Here is a 15,544-nt window from a genome sequence, read left to right on the forward strand (position 1 = left end):
CGTCTAACCCCTTTCCACCCACCCGAGCCCCAGGCTCTTCTGCACCGCGGCGAAATCCTTGACCAGTTCGGCCTGCCCCGCCACGCGGTTCTGCTCGGCCTGGTAGCGCGTACGCTCGGCGTCGAGCAGGTCGAGCGCGCTGGCGGTGCCGCCCTGGTAGCGCTGGCGCGTAAGGGTTTCGGCGCGGGTGGCCGATTGCTCGATGTGGTCGAGGCTGGCCAAGTTATCGCGCTGGTGGCCATAGCGCGACAGCGCCGTGTTGGCGTCGCGCAGCGCCGCCAGCACCACGCTCTCGTAATGCGCGCTGGCCTCGTCGCGGCCGGCCTCCGCCTGGCCGATGCGGGCGCGGGTGCGGCCCATGTCCAGCAAGCTCCACTGCAGATAGGGTACGCCCAGCCAGGAGAAATTGTCGGAGCGGATCAGATGGCCCGGATCGGAGGCGCTGAAGCCCAGCGTGCCCAGCAGCGTCACCTTGGGGAACAGGTCGGCGGTGCGTTCGCCGATCTGCGCGTTCTGCGATGCCAGCCTGCGTTCGGCGGCACGGATATCGGGCCGGTGGGCGATGAGCGCGGCCGGGTCGCCCACCGCCACCGTGGCGGGCACCGCCGGCAATGGCGTGGGCTGGCCGAGCTCGTCGTCGAGCGCGCCCGGCTCGCGGCCCGTCAGCGCGGCCAGTTGGTCGAGCGACTCGGCGATCTGCGCCTGCAGCGGGATCAGGGTGCCGCGCGTCGTCTCGACCTGGGTGTTCAGGCGTTCCACGTCGAGGTCGGAGGCGACGCCACGGTCGCGCCGCTGGCGGGTCAGGTCCAGCATCTGCCGTTCCAGTTCGGCCGAGCGGCGCACCAGCTCCAGCCGGCGCTGGCGGTCGCGCAGGTCAACATAGGCCTGCACCACCTCGGCCGCCAGCGATACGTGCGCGTCGGCCAGGTCGGCCTGCACCGCGTCGGCCTCGGCCACGGCGGCCTCGATGGCGCGGCGCGTGCCGCCGAACAGGTCGAGTTCCCAGGTGGCGTCGAAGCTGGCGTTATAGAGATTCATCGACGTGGCGCCGCCGCCCTCTCCGTCGCCGCCACCCGTCAGCCCGCCAGGGGGCAGGCGCGCATGCACGTAGGCCGCGTTGGCGCTGGCCGACGGCAAGGCGTTGCGGCGCGCCTCGACCAGGCTGGCGCGCGCCTGCCGCAGCCGGGCGCGGGCGGCGCGCAGATCGGGGCTGCGCGCCAGCGCGTCGGCCACCAGCGCGTTCAGTTGCGCATCGCCGAGCGCTTCCCACCAGGCGGCCGCGGCCGGGCCGGCCGTGACGCCGGTGGCCGGCGCGCGCGCAAAGGCGGCCGGCTGCGCCACGTCGGGCGCGCCCCGGTAATCGGGGCCGACGGCGGCGCAGCCCGCCAGCGACAGCACGGCCAGCGCGACGGACAGCGGGACCAGGCGTGGAAAGGATATCGAGAGCTTCATGGTCGTCGGTAGCCGGGTTCAGTGGCCGGCCGAGGGTGTGCCCCGGGCCGGCGTTTTGAGGAGCAGCGCCAGCGGGATGCAGACCAGCAACGCGATCGCCAGCACGTAGAAGGTTTCGCTGAAGGTCATCACCATGGCCTGCAGGCGGATGCTGCCGGCCAGCTGGCCCAGGGCCTGCATCTTGGCGTAGGCCATGTCGCCGTGGCGGGCGAAGAAGCCGGCCGCGCTGCCGGCGATGCGTTCCTGGCCCAGCAGCGAATTGGCGCTGACCGATTCGCGGATGATGTCGTCGTGGAAGGCATTGCGGCGGTCGATGAAGGCGCCCAGGATGGCCAGCCCGATCGAGCCGCCCAGGTTGCGCGCCATGTTGTAGAGCCCGGCGGCATCGCCCGCGTCGGCGCGCGCCACCGCCGCCATCGAGGCCTGGTTGAGCGGCATCATCGCAAAGATCTGCCCAACCCCGCGCAGCAGCTGCGAGGCGTAGAAGTCGTGCCCCACGCTCTGCGCCGTCAGCGAGGTGTCCAGCAGGCAGCTGGCGGCGAAGCAGACCAGGCCCACCACCACCATCAGCGCGGTGGGGGCTTTCTGCAGCAGGCGCGGCAGGATGGGCATCATCACGAAGGCGGGCAGCCCGCTCAGCAGCATGATGGCGCCCGACTGCGAGGCGTTGTAGCCCGACACGTTGGCCAGGAACTGGGGCACCAGATAAGCCACGCTGTACAACCCCGCCCCCACCGTCAGCACGATGACGATCACGCTCAGGTAGTTGCGGTTGCCCAGCAGGCTGAGCCGCACCACCGGCTTCTTCGCGGTGAACTGGCTGACCAGCAGCAGCGCGATGCCGATCGCCGAGACGATGCTGAGCACGACGATCATCTGCGATTCGAACCAGCGTTCGCGCTGGCCTTCCTCCAGCACCACCGTGAGCGAGCTCAGGCCGGCGGCCAGGCCGATGATGCCCAGCCAGTCGGCCTCGACGAACTGGCGCCACTGCGGACGCTCCTGCGGCAGGCCGAACAGCAGGAGCAGCAGCAGGCCGGCGCAGACCGGCAGGTTCAGGAAGAAGCACCAGGTCCAGCTGACGTTCTCGGCCAGCCAGCCGCCCAGCACCGGCCCCAGCAGCGGGCCGAGCAGCACGATCAGGCCGAACATGGTCATGCCGATCGGCATCTGCCGGCGCGGCAGGCGGGTGGCGATGATGGTCTGGCCGGTCGGGATCATCGCGCCGCCGGTGAAGCCCTGGCCGATGCGGCCGGCGATCATCTGGGGTAGGCTGTGCGACAGGCCGCACATGATCGAGAATAGCGTGAACAGCGCGGCTGCGCCGAGCAGGAAGTTGCGCAGCCCGAACACGCGCGTGAGCCAGGCGGCGAGCGGGATCATCACGATCTCGGACATCAGGTAGCCGGTCGAGATCCAGGTGCCTTCGGTGCCGGTGGCGCCGATTTCGCCCTGGATCTGCGGCAGCGCCGAATTGGTGATCGAGATGTCGAGCGTGGCCATCAGCGCGCCCAGGCCGCCGGCCGCCACCGCGATCCAGTCGGCAGCGCTGGCGCGCGCGGGTTCGGCCGGCGGCGCGCCGGCGCCGGCTTCAGCCATGGTCCTGCCCGCCGGCCGAACGTGTATCGACGTCGACCGTTACCGATAGGCCCGGCACCAGCACGGCCCGGGTCCGGTCGTCGGCCTCGACGCGGATGCGCACCGGTACGCGCTGCACGATCTTGGTGAAGTTGCCGGTGGCGTTGTCGGGCGGCAGAAGCGCGAACTGCGCGCCGGTGCCGGGGGCGAAACTGTCGACCGTGCCGCGCACGTCGACGCCGGGCAAGGCGTCGATGTGCAGCGTGGCCGCCTGGCCCGGCCGCATGCCGCCGACCTGGGTTTCCTTGAAATTGGCCTCGAGGTAGATGTCGTGCACCGGCACCACAGACAGCATGCGCGTGCCGGGTTGCACGTATTGGCCGACGCGCACCGAGCGGTCGCCGATGCGGCCGGCGATGGTGCTGCGCACCAGCGTGTCGCCGACGTCGAGCTGCGACTGGCGCAGCGAGGCCTGCGCCACTTCCAGCTGGGCGCGCGCCTGTTCGACCGCGCTGCGGCCCACCGCCAGTTCGCGCTCGGCGGCGCTGACGGCGGCCGACTGCGCGGCCAGCGTGGCGTTGGCCTGCTCCAGCGTATTGCGCAGCGAAGCCAGGTGCTCGGCGGTTTCGGCGCCGGTGCGGGCCAGCGGCTCGTAGCGCTGCACTTCGGCCGCGGCGTGGCGGGCGTTGGCGCGAGCCACTTCGCGTTGGGCACGCGCCTGCTCGATGTCGGCCTGCTGGCGCTGCAGTTCGGCCTCGGCGCGGGCGATGTCGGCCCGGCGCGAATCGACCGTGGCGGCGGCCTGGTCGAGCGCCGCCTGGTACTGGCGGACATCGAGGCGCACCAGCGGGTCGCCAGCCGCCACCAGGGCGTTATCCTTTACGTATACCTCGGTCACGTAGCCCGACACCTTGGGCGCGATGGTGACCATGTCGGCTTTCAGGTAGGCGTCGTTGGTGCTTTCGATGAAACGACCCACCGTCCACCAGTGCGCCAGCCAGGCGATGCCGGCGACGACCGCGACGGCGAGCAGCGCGAACAACAGGATGCGGCCGCGCCGGGAGCGCGCAGGCGGCGGCGCGGCGGGACGTTCGGGCAGGGATTCTTGGCTGGCGGACATCCGCGGCTCCATCGGATCGAACGCGAAGAATTATTCCACTTGGAAAATATCTGTCAAATGGTATATTTTTTGTTGCGTCAGAATTCCTACAAGGTATAACCATGGCCACGGCGGCACGCCCGCGGCATCCGCGTGACGGCGGGTACGCGCGCGGCGAGGAAACCCGGCAGCGCATCATCGAGGCCGCGCTCGACCTGTTCGGCGAGAACGGCTTCGAAGGCACCAGCACCCGCCAGATCGCCGCGCGCGCCGGCGTCAACGCGCCCGCGCTCCAGTATTACTTCGAAAACAAGGAAGGCCTCTACCTGGCCTGTGCCCGCTACATCGCCGACCATTCCTGGGCCCGCCTGGCGCCGCCGGTCGAGCGCGCCGAGGCCCTGCTCGCGCGCGCCGACACATCGCCGGGACGGCTGATCGGCGCCTTCTGCGACATCCAGGAGGTCATCGCCGACTACCTGCTCGGCCCCGACGCCTCCAAGACGCAGAGCTGGCGCCTGTTCGTCGCGCGCGAACAGGGCGGGCGCGGCAAGGACGGGCCGGGCGGCGGCATCGCCTTCAACGTGATCTTCCGCAGCGTCAGCGGGCGCGTGTTCGACGTCGGCGCCCAGCTGGTATCGCGCATTACCGGCCTGCCGCCCGACGATCCGCTCACGCTGATCCGGATGATGACGCTCAAGGGCCCGTTGATGTATTTCCACGGCGGCCGCAGCACCGCGCTGGCGGCGCTGGGGTGGGACCGCATCGACGATGCGCGGCTGGAGATGCTCAAGCGCGCGGCGCGCGAGCAGACGGGCGTGCTGCTGCGCCACTGGCGGGCGCAGGGGCGGCGCGCCGGCGGCGATCAGCGATGGCGCCGCCGGTAATCGTCCATGAAGCCGACCAGTTTCTCCACCGCCCCGAGCTGCAGCCCGTTGTAGATCGAAGCGCGAATGCCGCCCACGCTGCGGTGGCCCGCCAGGCCGGAAAAGCCGGCATCCTCGGCTTCGGCCAGGAACCGCTTCTCCAGTTCGGGCGAGGCCAGGGTGAAGGCCACGTTCATTGTCGAGCGGTCCGGCACGGCCGCGCGCGGGCGGTAAAAGCCATCGGCACGGTCGAGCGCCCGGTACAGCAGGCGGGCCTTCGCGGCATTGATCCCGCCCATGGCCGCCAGGCCGCCCACGTCATCGCGCAGCCAGCGGGTCACCAGCAACACGGCATAGATCGCGAACACCGGCGGTGTATTGAAGATCGAGCCGGCCTCGATCTGCCTGCGGTAATCGAGGAAGCCGGGCATGGCGTCCGGCGCGCCGTCGAGCAGTCCGTCCTTCAGCACTACCACGGTCACGCCCGAAGGGCCGATATTCTTCTGCGCATGCGCATAAATCATCGAGAACCGCCCGAACTCCCCGGGCGCGGAAAGAAAATCCGACGACATGTCGCATACGCGCGGCACCTCGTCGCGCCCGATGACGCGATGGAACTGGAGCCCTTCGACCGTCTCGTTCGAGACATAGTGCAGATACGCCGCATCGGACGCGAAATCCAGCTCTTCGTCGCGCGGCAGCCGGCCGAACCCGCAGGCCTGGCCGCTCCACACCACGCGCACCGGGCCCTCGCGCCGGGCCTCGGGCAGCGCCTTGCCGCTCCAGTAGCCGGTCTGCAGATAGTCCGCCGGCCGCGACCGGCCCGCCAGCAAGGCCATCGGCACCATGGAGAACTGCTGCGTCGCCCCGCCTTGCAGGAAAAGGACGTGATAGCTTGGCGGCAGGCCCAGCAGCCCTCGGATGTTGGACTGCAGCTCGGCCACCACCGCCGCGAACCAATCGGAACGGTGGCTGATTCCGAGGATGGACAGGCCGACCTCCGGCACGGCATGGATCGCCTCCTGCAACTGCCGCAACACGCTTTCCGGCAGCGCCCCCGGCCCGCCGGAGAAATTGAGCTGGTTCCGTTCCCGGACCGACACGGTTTTCATGCGGCTCACGCGATCAAAGGGGTTGGGACTCGCGGGCCGTCAGGGCGAAAAGAAACGCCTCGAACGCCTGCCTGACCTTCAGCATGTGCACCTGCTTGTGCGGAAACATGTCTTCGGGATCCATCGCATGGACGACCATCGCATGGTCCACTTCGAAGACGAGCAGTTCGCCCTCTCGGCTTTCGGCGCAATCCACGCACAGGTAATCCAGGCCGCAGCACCGCGCGATCGCGTCCAGCGCCGTCCGGTGGCGGCGAGCGAACGCGTCGAATGCCTCCATGAAAGCCGCCTCCTCGGCGCGCTTGGCGGCATCGGCATACATGCCGGCATTGGCATAGTGGACCATCCAGTGCGACGAGATCGCCATATGGCAGGCGAACGGCTCGCCGGCGATCAGGGCGATGCGATATTTGCGAAACAGCCCGTCCGCGCCGCTGTAGTCGACGAAGCGCGAGAGATAGAACTCGCCGCCGGGCACTTTTTCCAGGTAGGCCCCGATGCCCGGCGCGTCGTCGATCCGGTCGAGGTCGTTCCCGGCGTGCGAGCCCACCGGGCGCAGGATGATCGGGAAACGGAGTTCTTCGCTCAGTTCGCCGAGGCTAGACGCGCCGCCGGCGACTGCCTCCAGGCGCTCGCGGGCCACCTGGTGCGTCAGCGGCATCGCCAGGCCGGGCACGCCTTGCAGCAGCACACTGGCGGCATTGCGCTCGACGTTCGGAATATTGCGCGGCCGGTTGATGACCGGCCGGCTCCAGTCCGCCAGCAGCGGATCCAGCGTTTCCAGGATGGGCCGGTTCTTGCCCGTGTCCGACAGCGCCACCAGCAGCGCGTCGTGGGCCGGCGGCGCGGGCGGCAGCGGCGCTTCCGGCGTGACGTAGTACAGGGTCAGGTCGATGCTGCCGGATTCGAGCAGGCAGTCGAGCGGCGTGTTTTCCGCGAGGTCTCCCGGCGCCATCAGCACCAGCACGCGGCAGCGCGCCGGCTGTGCGGAAGCCGGCAGATGGAACAGCCGGCCCCCTTGCAGCGCCTGCTGTTGTATGGCCAGGCCGAGCTGGCGCTCGTTGACGGAAAAGAACGCGGTCGCCAGGTTCATCCAGAGCACCGCGTTGTCCTGCTCCTGCGCCGCCCGGTCCAGCAAGGCCTGCGCCACATGGCGCAGGTCGCCGCATTCGACGCTCAGCCGCAGGAACGGCGCCAGGCCTAGGAACTCGCCGGCCGAGCGGGCGATGACCTCGCCGCAGCGCCTGGCCGTTTCGGCATGCTGCTCGCGCCGCGGGAAGGACTGCGGCGGGCGGGCGAGGAAGGCCTCGAAAAACGCCGCCTTGGCGCGGCTGCGCGGCTGGGTCCAGAACCCGCCGTAGGCGGCGGCCAAGCGACCGTCCTGGTGGATCCGGACTTCGTGCGGTTGGTCCAGCAGCACCGCGTGCACGTAGGTGGCGAAGGATTCGGCAAAATCCTCGTGCACGCTGCTGGCGGCATACAGCGTGGGGAATACCGTGTCGTCCAGATTCCGGTAGATCTGCGCGATCTGGCTTCCTACCAGCCGCGGGGCCGAATACAGGCCGATCTGCTCGCGCAGCGGGAAATCCTGGCCCGCCAGCGGCGCCATGGCGCCGTCTGCCATCCGTCGCCAGGCCAGCGGCGGAAAGCTGTCCTGCCCGAAAGGCGTGGCGGGAATGCGCTCCTGCCACCAATCCGGCATGGCGTCGCTGCCGCTCGCCAGCACATGCCCGAACTCGTGCAACAGCACGTAGCGCAGCGCGGCCCGGCGGTCGTCTTCGCCGTCGCGGGCGATGCGAACCTCCAGACGGGCCCCCGGCTCGGGCGCGAACGCTGTGTTTTCCCGCCAGCTTGCCCATTCGTTGGCGCGGCGACAAGAGAAAACGTCCGTATCGATCGCCACCACGGCCCCCAGCAGGTCGCCGTTCGCATACGCGACCAGATCGGTAATCGCCGACCCGCCCACGCCGTTCATGAAGAACACGCCAAGCAGCCGGGGCTCCAGGTGCCGCTTGACGGCCGGCGGAAGGGACTCCATGGCGGCGCGCACGTCGGCCAGCAGGTCGTCGGCGGCCGCGGCGGCCTGCGGCCGGGCGGTGCTGCCCGTGGCGGCGTTGTAGCGCGCGACGAAACCCACCAGTTCGTCGGGGGCCGGCGCCAGGCGCTGCAGGAGCGGCCTGGCCAGCATCTGTTCCCACCCGGTGGGCAATCCTGTCAACATCATGGCTCGGCTTCCAAGAGCAAAAAACGCGGCGACGAGCGAGTCTGCCATGGCGCCGGGAAGCGGCATCGCGCGATTTGCGGGGACAAAATGGGGGATTGCCGGGGACCGGCCTTGATTTACGCGGGGGAGCCCTGCCAGAGACTTACTCCGAACGCGCAAGACGGCGCTTGGATCTCTCGCCGGGTGCGTCGTCCACCGGCAACACGTCCTGATCCGTCAGCGTCCTGAGAAAGGCCGCCACGCTGGCGATGTCGGCCTCCGACCAGACGGGCTTGCCGCCGGAAGGGGTGTCGAACGGCGCGTTGAGGAAATCGACGTTGCCCTGCAGGTCCGGCGGCAGATCGTCGTAACGCTGCCTGCCGCCGGGATGCGGATACCACTTGCCCGGCGCCGTGTTGCGCTCCACATAGAAGCGCAGCACTTCGGTCAGGTCATGGAAACGGCCGTTGTGGAAAAAGGCGCCGCGCGACGCCACGTTGCGCAGCGACGGCGTCTTGAACATGCCGCAATACTTGCGCTGGGCGCTCTGGTCGCCGCGCACCGGGCCGCACAGGCCCAGGTCGTAATAGGCCGGATCGGCATTGGCCGGGATTTCCGGATTGCGCGGCACGCCCACCACCTGGAAATTGAAATCGGTGAACACGGGATGCGCCCCTGCCCCGCCCATCGCGGCCAGATGGCAGGACGCGCAATTGCCGCGCGCAGGGTCGACGAACAGCGCGAAACCGCGCTGCTCCTGCGCATCGAGCCGGACCTTGCCGTCCAGGTATCGATCGAACTTGCTGCTGAATGGCTGGAAGCTCGGATCGTCGAGTTCGAAGCGCTCCAGCGCCTTGCCCAGCGCGGCCAGCGCCCGGTCGGGGCGCGACAGGATGTCGCGCCCGAACGCCTGCCGGAAACGCTCGGCATAGGCCGCCTTGGCAAGGCGGGCCGCCACGGCGGCGGCATCGGCATTCGCCATTTCGTCGGGATTCAGGAGCGGGAATGCGGCCTGGTCGGCCATGCTGTTGAAGCGGCCATCCCAGGCGAAGCCGCCGGAGGGCTTGAGATCCGGCTCGGACAGGCGCTCTTTCATGCTGACCGGGATCGCATGCGACCAGATCGGCGTGCGCCGCAGATAGCGCAGCGAAGGCACCGCGCGGGTGCCCGGATGCTTCATATCCGGGCCGCCCAATTGCACGGCCAGCGAATTGGGCGGGCCGTACGCATGCTCGGGGCTATGGCAGCTCGCGCAGGACTGGCGGCCCGACGCCGACAAGCCCGGATCGAAGAAAGCCAGCCGCCCGATGTCGGCCAGCTCCTGCGCGGACACGGGCCGGGCGGCTGCCGGCGGGTCGTCCTGGCGGCCGCAAGCTGCCAGCACAAGAACGAGTGCCAGGGCAGCGAGCCTGCCCATCCATCCGGACATCGGCCTACTGCATATTGTTGAAGATGTCGTCGCCGAACGTCTTCAGGTTCTTGTCGTCGGCATAGCCCAGGTAGCCCTTGGTCTGGAAGATATCCTCCAGGCTCTTGAGCATCGAGTAGTGGTTGTAGGCCATGTCGCTGATCGTGCCCGGCTTGATCCATTTGGACAGCATGATGGCGCCGGTGCGGTCGCCGCCGATGCCCTGGTAGTGCAGGACGTACTGCATGGTGGGCGACAGGGGGATGATCTGGTCGTCTGGGCGCGGCACGTTGGGGCCGGCTTCCTGTCCGCAGCACGAATCGCCCGTCATGTTGAGGGTGATCTTGGTGACGCCGGTGGTGGCGTCGGTCGTGGTCGTCGTGCCGCCCTTGCTGGCGTCGGACTCGTCGAAGTTGATGATGATCAGGCCATCCTGCTGATAGGCCGGCGAAGCCTGGATGATCGCCACCCACTTCTTCACGAAGTCGTTGATGCCGGCCAGGCCGCCCGGCTGGCCGTTGACGCAGGCATTGCCCGAGCCGTCGGCCGCGAAGCCGTCGTGGCCGTCGTCGCACAGGTTGGGGGTGATGAATACGAAGTTCGGCGTGGTCTCGATCTTTTGCAGGTCATGCTGCAGGCCGAGGCTGGCATCGTCCAGCGGAACGACGTGCTGGTCGCAGTACTGCAGGTCGTCGATGATCGAATGGAAGTACACGAAGGGATTGTGGCGAGTCGCGTACTGATCGCCCAGGGGCACGTCGGCAGACGGCGCCTCCGCCGATTGCGTGCCATCCAGCACCGTGGCCGGGTCATAGGCCGGGCCGCCCTTGGCCGCGGCCAGTTGGGCGGTGCGGGTCGGGAAGCTACAGGTCTTGGTGCCGTCGCGGTTCAGGTCGTTGCCCATGTCGCCCATGTAGCCCTTCCAGGTGGCGCCGACCTCGTCGAGCTGGTTGACGAAGGTCTTGATCTCCTTGGGATACACGCATCCCTGGCGGCCATCGGCATTGGCCTTGGCCTTGAGCACCTTGGGATTGGCAGCGTCCCAGCCGTCCGAAACGATGTCGATCCACGGCTGGAAGCAATCGCTTTCAGTGTCATTGGTCGAGGGCTGGCCGCTCATCATGGCGATGTAGTTGTCCAGGCTGACGTGGCCCGTGCCGTAGTACTCGCGCAAGGTGGCGCCTTGATTGGCGATCGCCTGGAAATCCGGATCCTGCTTGCTGGATACGAAAGAATCTAGGAAATCCTTGTTCTCCATCGTCAGGACGAAGACGTGCTTGATCGACTGTTGCGTGACGGGGGTGGGGGTGGTGGGGTTGGTGTCGGCTGGCGGCGTGTCGTCATCGTTGCCGCCGCAGCCGCCGAGCAGGACTGCCGCGGCGGTACAGGCGAGCAGCAGGGATGCGAGGCGTCCCGGAATACTGCGCGAGGCCTGGCTCGTGAATGTGGGCATTTGGCTTCCCTTGGGGTGGAAACGGGTGTGTGCGGGTGGGCCGCGCCCAGTAGGATAGGGGGAGCCATATGGCGGAGAAATGACAGTGCTGTCTTTTTTGCGCGTGCTTACATTGCTCGGAAATATGCTCGGGAAAAGAAAAAGGACCCACAGACCCAAATCTGTAAGCCCTTGATTTCATTGGTCGGGGCGGCGGGATTCGAACTCGCGACCCTCTGCTCCCAAAGCAGATGCGCTACCAGGCTGCGCTACGCCCCGACTGATCCACTTGAAATGGACGTGAATTGTACAACGGGATGAAGCGACGCCCCCCGCGCCCCGTCGCTAGTGGATCATGGTCGCCAGCAACACGGTGTCGGCATGCGCCTGCAGCGAATAACGTTCGCCGGCCGGCAGGACCACCAGTTGCCCGGCCACGACCCGGCACGTGGCCTTGGGCGTCAGCACGCTTGCGTCGCCTTCAAGGCACTGGATGGCGACTTCTCCGGCCACGTGGTGCTCGGGCACCTGCTGGCCGGCGGCCAGCACGAGGCGCAGGATCTGCAGTTGTGCCGTTCTGAGCAGGCTGACGCTCTGGGACGTCGCCTGCGGCGGCCCGGGCGCATGGAGGTCGATGACATCGAGCAGTTGGGCATGTTTCAAAGCCATATTGGTCGTCTCCTCGATCAATGCCCCGCCGGATGAGCGGCTGCGGTCAGGCCCACGATACCAGCAACCACCCATGCTGTCGGGAAATCAGCCCGCTGCCGGCTTGCCGGCGTTGACCGCCAGCTGGGCGGCGAAAGCCCGCTCGTATGCGGGCCGGGCTTCGCCGCGGGCGACATAGGCCGCCAATTTCGGGAATTCGCCCAGGATGCCCGACGCTCTAAGCCTGAGCAGCACCGACACCATCATCAGGTCGCCCGCGCTGAACGCGCCATCGAGCCAGTCCGCATCGCCCAGGCGAGAAGAAAGCTGGCCCAGCCGATGGCGGACGCGGTCCTCGACCAGAGGCAGGCGCTCCTTGGTCCACGGCTTATCGCCCTCCAGGATCCTGGCGGTGACGAGTTCGAGGATCACCGGCTCCACGGTATTGACCGCGGCGAACATCCATGTGATCGCACGCGCCCGGGCATTGGCATCGTCGGACAGCAGGCCCGCATGGCGTTCGGCGATGTGCAGGACGATGGCGCCCGTCTCGAACAGGGCGAGGTCGCCTTCCTCATAGGTGGGAATCTGGCCGAAAGGATGAAGGCGCAGATGCGCGGGTTCCTTCATCTCAAGGAATGAAACCAGGCGAACCTCGTACGGTTGGCCTGCTTCTTCGAGCGCCCAGCGAACGCGCGTATCGCGCGCCAGTCCCTTGCCGCCGTCGGGCGAGCGTTCAAAGGCGGTAATGATGATGGCCATCGCGATACTCCTGTTGGCGAAAGTCATTGGTTGCGGAAGCGGCCGCGGGCCCGTAGCAATTGCATGCAAGCAAAGCCATCCGCATCCTGGATTTTCAGTAGAATGCAACATCCTGGATACGGCAGCCGCGGCGATCGGGCCGCACGCGCTCTTCCGTAGATGCTTCGATGATGGTTTCCGCAAACGGCAAACGACTCACGGCCTGGCTTGGCATCATTGCCATGCTATTGCTCGTGTGCGCGCCAACGGTCACCCATCTCCTGGCGGCCGCGCAGAACATCACGCTGTCGATCTGCAGCGAAGCCACCACGCCCGGTCAATCATCCGTCGCCCTCACCGTCTCGCTGGATGAGCAGCATGACGCATCGGGCCACCAGCCGGGCTCGCATGCCCTGGGCGATTGCGGCTACTGCGACCTGCTGACGCACGAGGCGGCGTTGCCGGCAATGCCTCCGGCGCTGCCCTCTCCGCTCCTGCTCGTCATGCTGGCGCTGCTGCTGCCGCCGCTGCGCCGGTTCACGCCGATTGGCGCCTTCCCTTCCGGCCGGCCACGCGACCCGCCTCGTTTTTCCTGATCCCTTGAGTCTCAGATGCCTTGATGCGCCCCCTGGGCGACATCGGGCCGTCCTCATCCGCCAGGAAAAACCATGCCAGATATTCTTGTCGGCGCCATGGTCCGGCGCGCAGGGCCGGTAGCCGGCCACGCGCTGGGCGTGCTGCTGCCCCTTCTTTCCATTGCGCCGCCCGCGCACGCCGCGGACGCCGCCGCCTCGGAATTGCCCGCCATTACCGTGACGGCGGGCCAGGCGGACCGGCCCGCCACGGACCCTGACATCCCTTCGACGACCGAATCCGTCACGCGCGACCAGATCCGGAACTGGAACGTGATCAATAGCGAAGACGCCTTGAAGTACCTGCCCAATCTGGTGGTGCGCAAGCGCTACATCGGCGACCAGAACGCCACCATTGCCGTACGCGGCACCAACAACGTCCAGAGCGCGCGCGGCCTGGTCTACCTCGATGGCCTGCTGGTGAGCAATCTGCTGGGCAACAGCTACGCATTCCCGCCGCGCTGGTCGATGGTGTTTCCCGAGGACATCGAACGGGTCGACGTGGCCTATGGGCCGTTTTCCGCCCTGTATCCGGGCAACTCGCTGGGCGCCACGGTGCTCGTCACTACCCACATGCCGGACGCCTTCGAGGCCAATGCCGACCTGAAGGGCTTCACCCAGCATTTCGACCTGTTCGGCGTCGATCGCAGCTTCAATGGCTCCGAGGCATCGGCCTCGATCGGCGACAAGGTGGGCAGGCTTTCCTACCTGATAGGCGTCAACCGCCTGGAGAGCACCAGCCAGCCGATGCAGTTCGCCACGCTGGCGCAGTCGAACACGCCCGCCACCGGCGCGGACCTGCCCGTGGAGGGCGCCTATTTCTACGACAACCAGACCGGCAAGCGCACCGCCGTGCTGGGGGTGAGCGGCGAGGGCATCGTCCACACCAGCCAGGATCAGTTCAAGCTCAAGCTGCAGTACGACTTCACGCCCACCCTGCAGGGCGGCGCGACGCTGGGGTACTGGCACGACAGCTACCACAGCGACAATCCGACCTTCCTGCGCGATGCGGCCGGCAATCCGGTCTACCAGGGCAAGGTCGACATCGGCGGCTACGAATATACGATCCCCGCGCCGGCCCTGGCCCCGAGCAACGGCGAGGCGGAGAACTGGCTCTATGGGCTGTCGCTGCGCACGCGCCGGGCAACGGGCTGGAACGGCCAGGCCATCGTGTCCTACTACGATGTCAGCCACAGCGTGGACCGCGCGGCCGGCCAGGGCGGTCCCGGCAGCGGGCCCGGCACCGCCACCTTCGGCGACGGCACGGGCTGGAAGACCGTGGATCTGCAGACCACGTACACGCCCGAGACGGCGCAAGGCGGCTGGCGCGCGCACTGGCTCACCTTCGGCTACCACTTCGACACCTACTACACCAGCAACGTCACGTACGACAGCCTGGACTGGCGCGCGGGCGACCGCGCCGCCTTCGACAACGCCTTCGCCGGCCGCACCCGCGCGCAAGCCTTGTATGCGCAGGATGCGTGGCGCTTGCTGCCGCGGTGGAAGCTGGTGTACGGCCTGCGCTACGAGGATTGGCACGCCTATGGCGGTTCGCAGGCGCTGGGCGATGTGCGCCTGCCCTATCCCGAAGCCGGCCAGCAGCATGTTTCGCCCAAGGCTTCGCTGTCGTTCGAGGCCACGCAGGACCTGACGCTGCGCGCCTCCATCGGCCGTGCCTACCGCTTCCCGACCGTGGGCGAGCTGTTCCAGGGCCGGATCAGCGGGACGAACCTCGTCAACAACAATCCCAACCTGCAACCCGAGAACGACCTGTCCAAGGAACTGAGCGCGCAATGGGCGCACGGCAACGGGGTGTACCGCGTGTCGCTGTTCGAGGACGACGTCAAGAACACGATCTTCAGCCAGACCGACACGACCGTCCTGCCCAACGTCACGAGTTTCCAGAACGTCGACCGGGTGCGCTCGCGCGGCATCGAGACCAGCTACCAGGGCCAGGATGTGGGCATCAAGGGGCTGGACCTGATCGCCAACGCTGCCTATACCCGCTCGCGCATCCTGGCCAACGACCGCAATCCGGCGTCGGTGGGCAAGTATTTCTACCGGATTCCGCTGTGGCGCGCGAACGTGGCCGGCACCTACCACATCGACGATCGCGCGTCGGTTACGGGGGCGGTCCGCTACTCCGGGCGCCAGTACAACACGCTGACCAACGAAGACAGCAATCCGAACGTGTACGGCGGCACCAGCACCTATGCCGTGGCGGACGCGAAGTTCACCTATCGGCTCAACCGCCACGCCGATCTGAGCCTGGGCATCGACAACATTTTCGACAAACGGTATTTCGTCTATCACCCCTATCCGGGGCGGACGGTCTACCTCGAGACGAAACTCCGGCTGTGAGGCCGGGCGCGAGGC

12 protein-coding genes and 1 tRNA gene are annotated in these 15,544 nt (G+C 67.7%); 3 read left to right on the forward strand and 10 right to left on the reverse strand.

Annotated features, from left to right (window positions below):
* Positions 1–3 precede the first annotated feature (3 nt).
* The 3 genes from ABD927_RS11115 to ABD927_RS11125 are packed head-to-tail and all read right to left on the reverse strand — an operon-like array spanning position 4 to position 4,150.
* The gene (locus tag ABD927_RS11115; RefSeq protein WP_345249303.1) at positions 4–1,452 is read right to left on the reverse strand and encodes an efflux transporter outer membrane subunit; all 1,449 of its coding nucleotides are present in this window, start codon (positions 1,450–1,452) and stop codon (positions 4–6) included.
* 18 nt (positions 1,453–1,470) lie between these two features.
* The gene (locus ABD927_RS11120; RefSeq protein WP_345249305.1) at positions 1,471–3,051 is read right to left on the reverse strand and encodes a DHA2 family efflux MFS transporter permease subunit; all 1,581 of its coding nucleotides are present in this window, start codon (positions 3,049–3,051) and stop codon (positions 1,471–1,473) included.
* On the reverse strand, positions 3,044–4,150 hold the full coding sequence (locus tag ABD927_RS11125) for an HlyD family secretion protein (protein WP_345249307.1): 1,107 nt from the start codon (positions 4,148–4,150) through the stop codon (positions 3,044–3,046). Before ABD927_RS11125 ends, ABD927_RS11120 begins: the two co-directional genes overlap by 8 nt.
* A 101-nt stretch (positions 4,151–4,251) precedes the next feature.
* On the opposite strand from ABD927_RS11125, the gene ABD927_RS11130 reads away from it, so the two are divergent.
* Positions 4,252–5,013: a CerR family C-terminal domain-containing protein gene (locus tag ABD927_RS11130; protein WP_345249309.1), complete on the forward strand. Its 762-nt coding sequence runs from the start codon at positions 4,252–4,254 to the stop codon at positions 5,011–5,013.
* On the opposite strand, the gene ABD927_RS11135 is transcribed toward ABD927_RS11130, so the two are convergent.
* From ABD927_RS11135 to ABD927_RS11165, 7 genes are all read right to left on the reverse strand, one after another.
* Positions 4,992–6,104 carry a phosphoserine transaminase gene (locus ABD927_RS11135; protein ID WP_345249311.1) on the reverse strand — a complete coding sequence of 371 codons (1,113 nt, stop codon included), beginning with the start codon at positions 6,102–6,104 and terminating at the stop codon, positions 4,992–4,994. The genes ABD927_RS11130 and ABD927_RS11135 overlap by 22 nt on opposite strands.
* 13 nt (positions 6,105–6,117) lie before the next feature.
* On the reverse strand, positions 6,118–8,328 hold the full coding sequence (locus tag ABD927_RS11140; RefSeq protein ID WP_345249313.1) for an ATP-grasp domain-containing protein: 2,211 nt from the start codon (positions 8,326–8,328) through the stop codon (positions 6,118–6,120).
* A gap of 142 nt (positions 8,329–8,470) precedes the next feature.
* Entirely contained in the window at positions 8,471–9,736 is a 1,266-nt protein-coding gene (locus ABD927_RS11145; RefSeq protein WP_425570238.1) for a cytochrome-c peroxidase, read from the reverse strand.
* Positions 9,737–9,740: 4 nt separating this feature from the next.
* Positions 9,741–11,168: an alkaline phosphatase family protein gene (locus ABD927_RS11150; protein WP_345249317.1), complete on the reverse strand. Its 1,428-nt coding sequence runs from the start codon at positions 11,166–11,168 to the stop codon at positions 9,741–9,743.
* 181 nt (positions 11,169–11,349) lie between these two features.
* Positions 11,350–11,426 (reverse strand) — tRNA-Pro (locus tag ABD927_RS11155).
* A 66-nt stretch (positions 11,427–11,492) separates the two neighbouring features.
* Positions 11,493–11,816 carry a cupin domain-containing protein gene (locus ABD927_RS11160; RefSeq protein ID WP_345249319.1) on the reverse strand — a complete coding sequence of 108 codons (324 nt, stop codon included), beginning with the start codon at positions 11,814–11,816 and terminating at the stop codon, positions 11,493–11,495.
* 87 nt (positions 11,817–11,903) lie between these two features.
* Positions 11,904–12,557, reverse strand: coding sequence for a glutathione S-transferase family protein (locus tag ABD927_RS11165; protein ID WP_345249321.1), 654 nt, complete (start codon positions 12,555–12,557; stop codon positions 11,904–11,906).
* Positions 12,558–12,724: 167 nt separating this feature from the next.
* Between ABD927_RS11165 and ABD927_RS11170 the strand changes: the two genes are divergently transcribed.
* Together ABD927_RS11170 and ABD927_RS11175 are read left to right on the forward strand one after the other, a co-directional pair.
* A complete protein-coding gene (locus ABD927_RS11170; protein WP_345249323.1) occupies positions 12,725–13,132 on the forward strand; it encodes a DUF2946 domain-containing protein in 408 nt (135 codons plus the stop codon).
* Between the two features lie 72 nt (positions 13,133–13,204).
* Positions 13,205–15,529, forward strand: a complete 2,325-nt coding sequence (locus ABD927_RS11175; RefSeq protein WP_345249325.1) for a TonB-dependent receptor — start codon at positions 13,205–13,207, stop codon at positions 15,527–15,529.
* Positions 15,530–15,544 lie beyond the last annotated feature (15 nt).

The organism is Pigmentiphaga soli, assembly GCF_039541095.1.
In the GTDB taxonomy this organism is placed as follows: domain Bacteria; phylum Pseudomonadota; class Gammaproteobacteria; order Burkholderiales; family Burkholderiaceae_B; genus Pigmentiphaga; species Pigmentiphaga soli.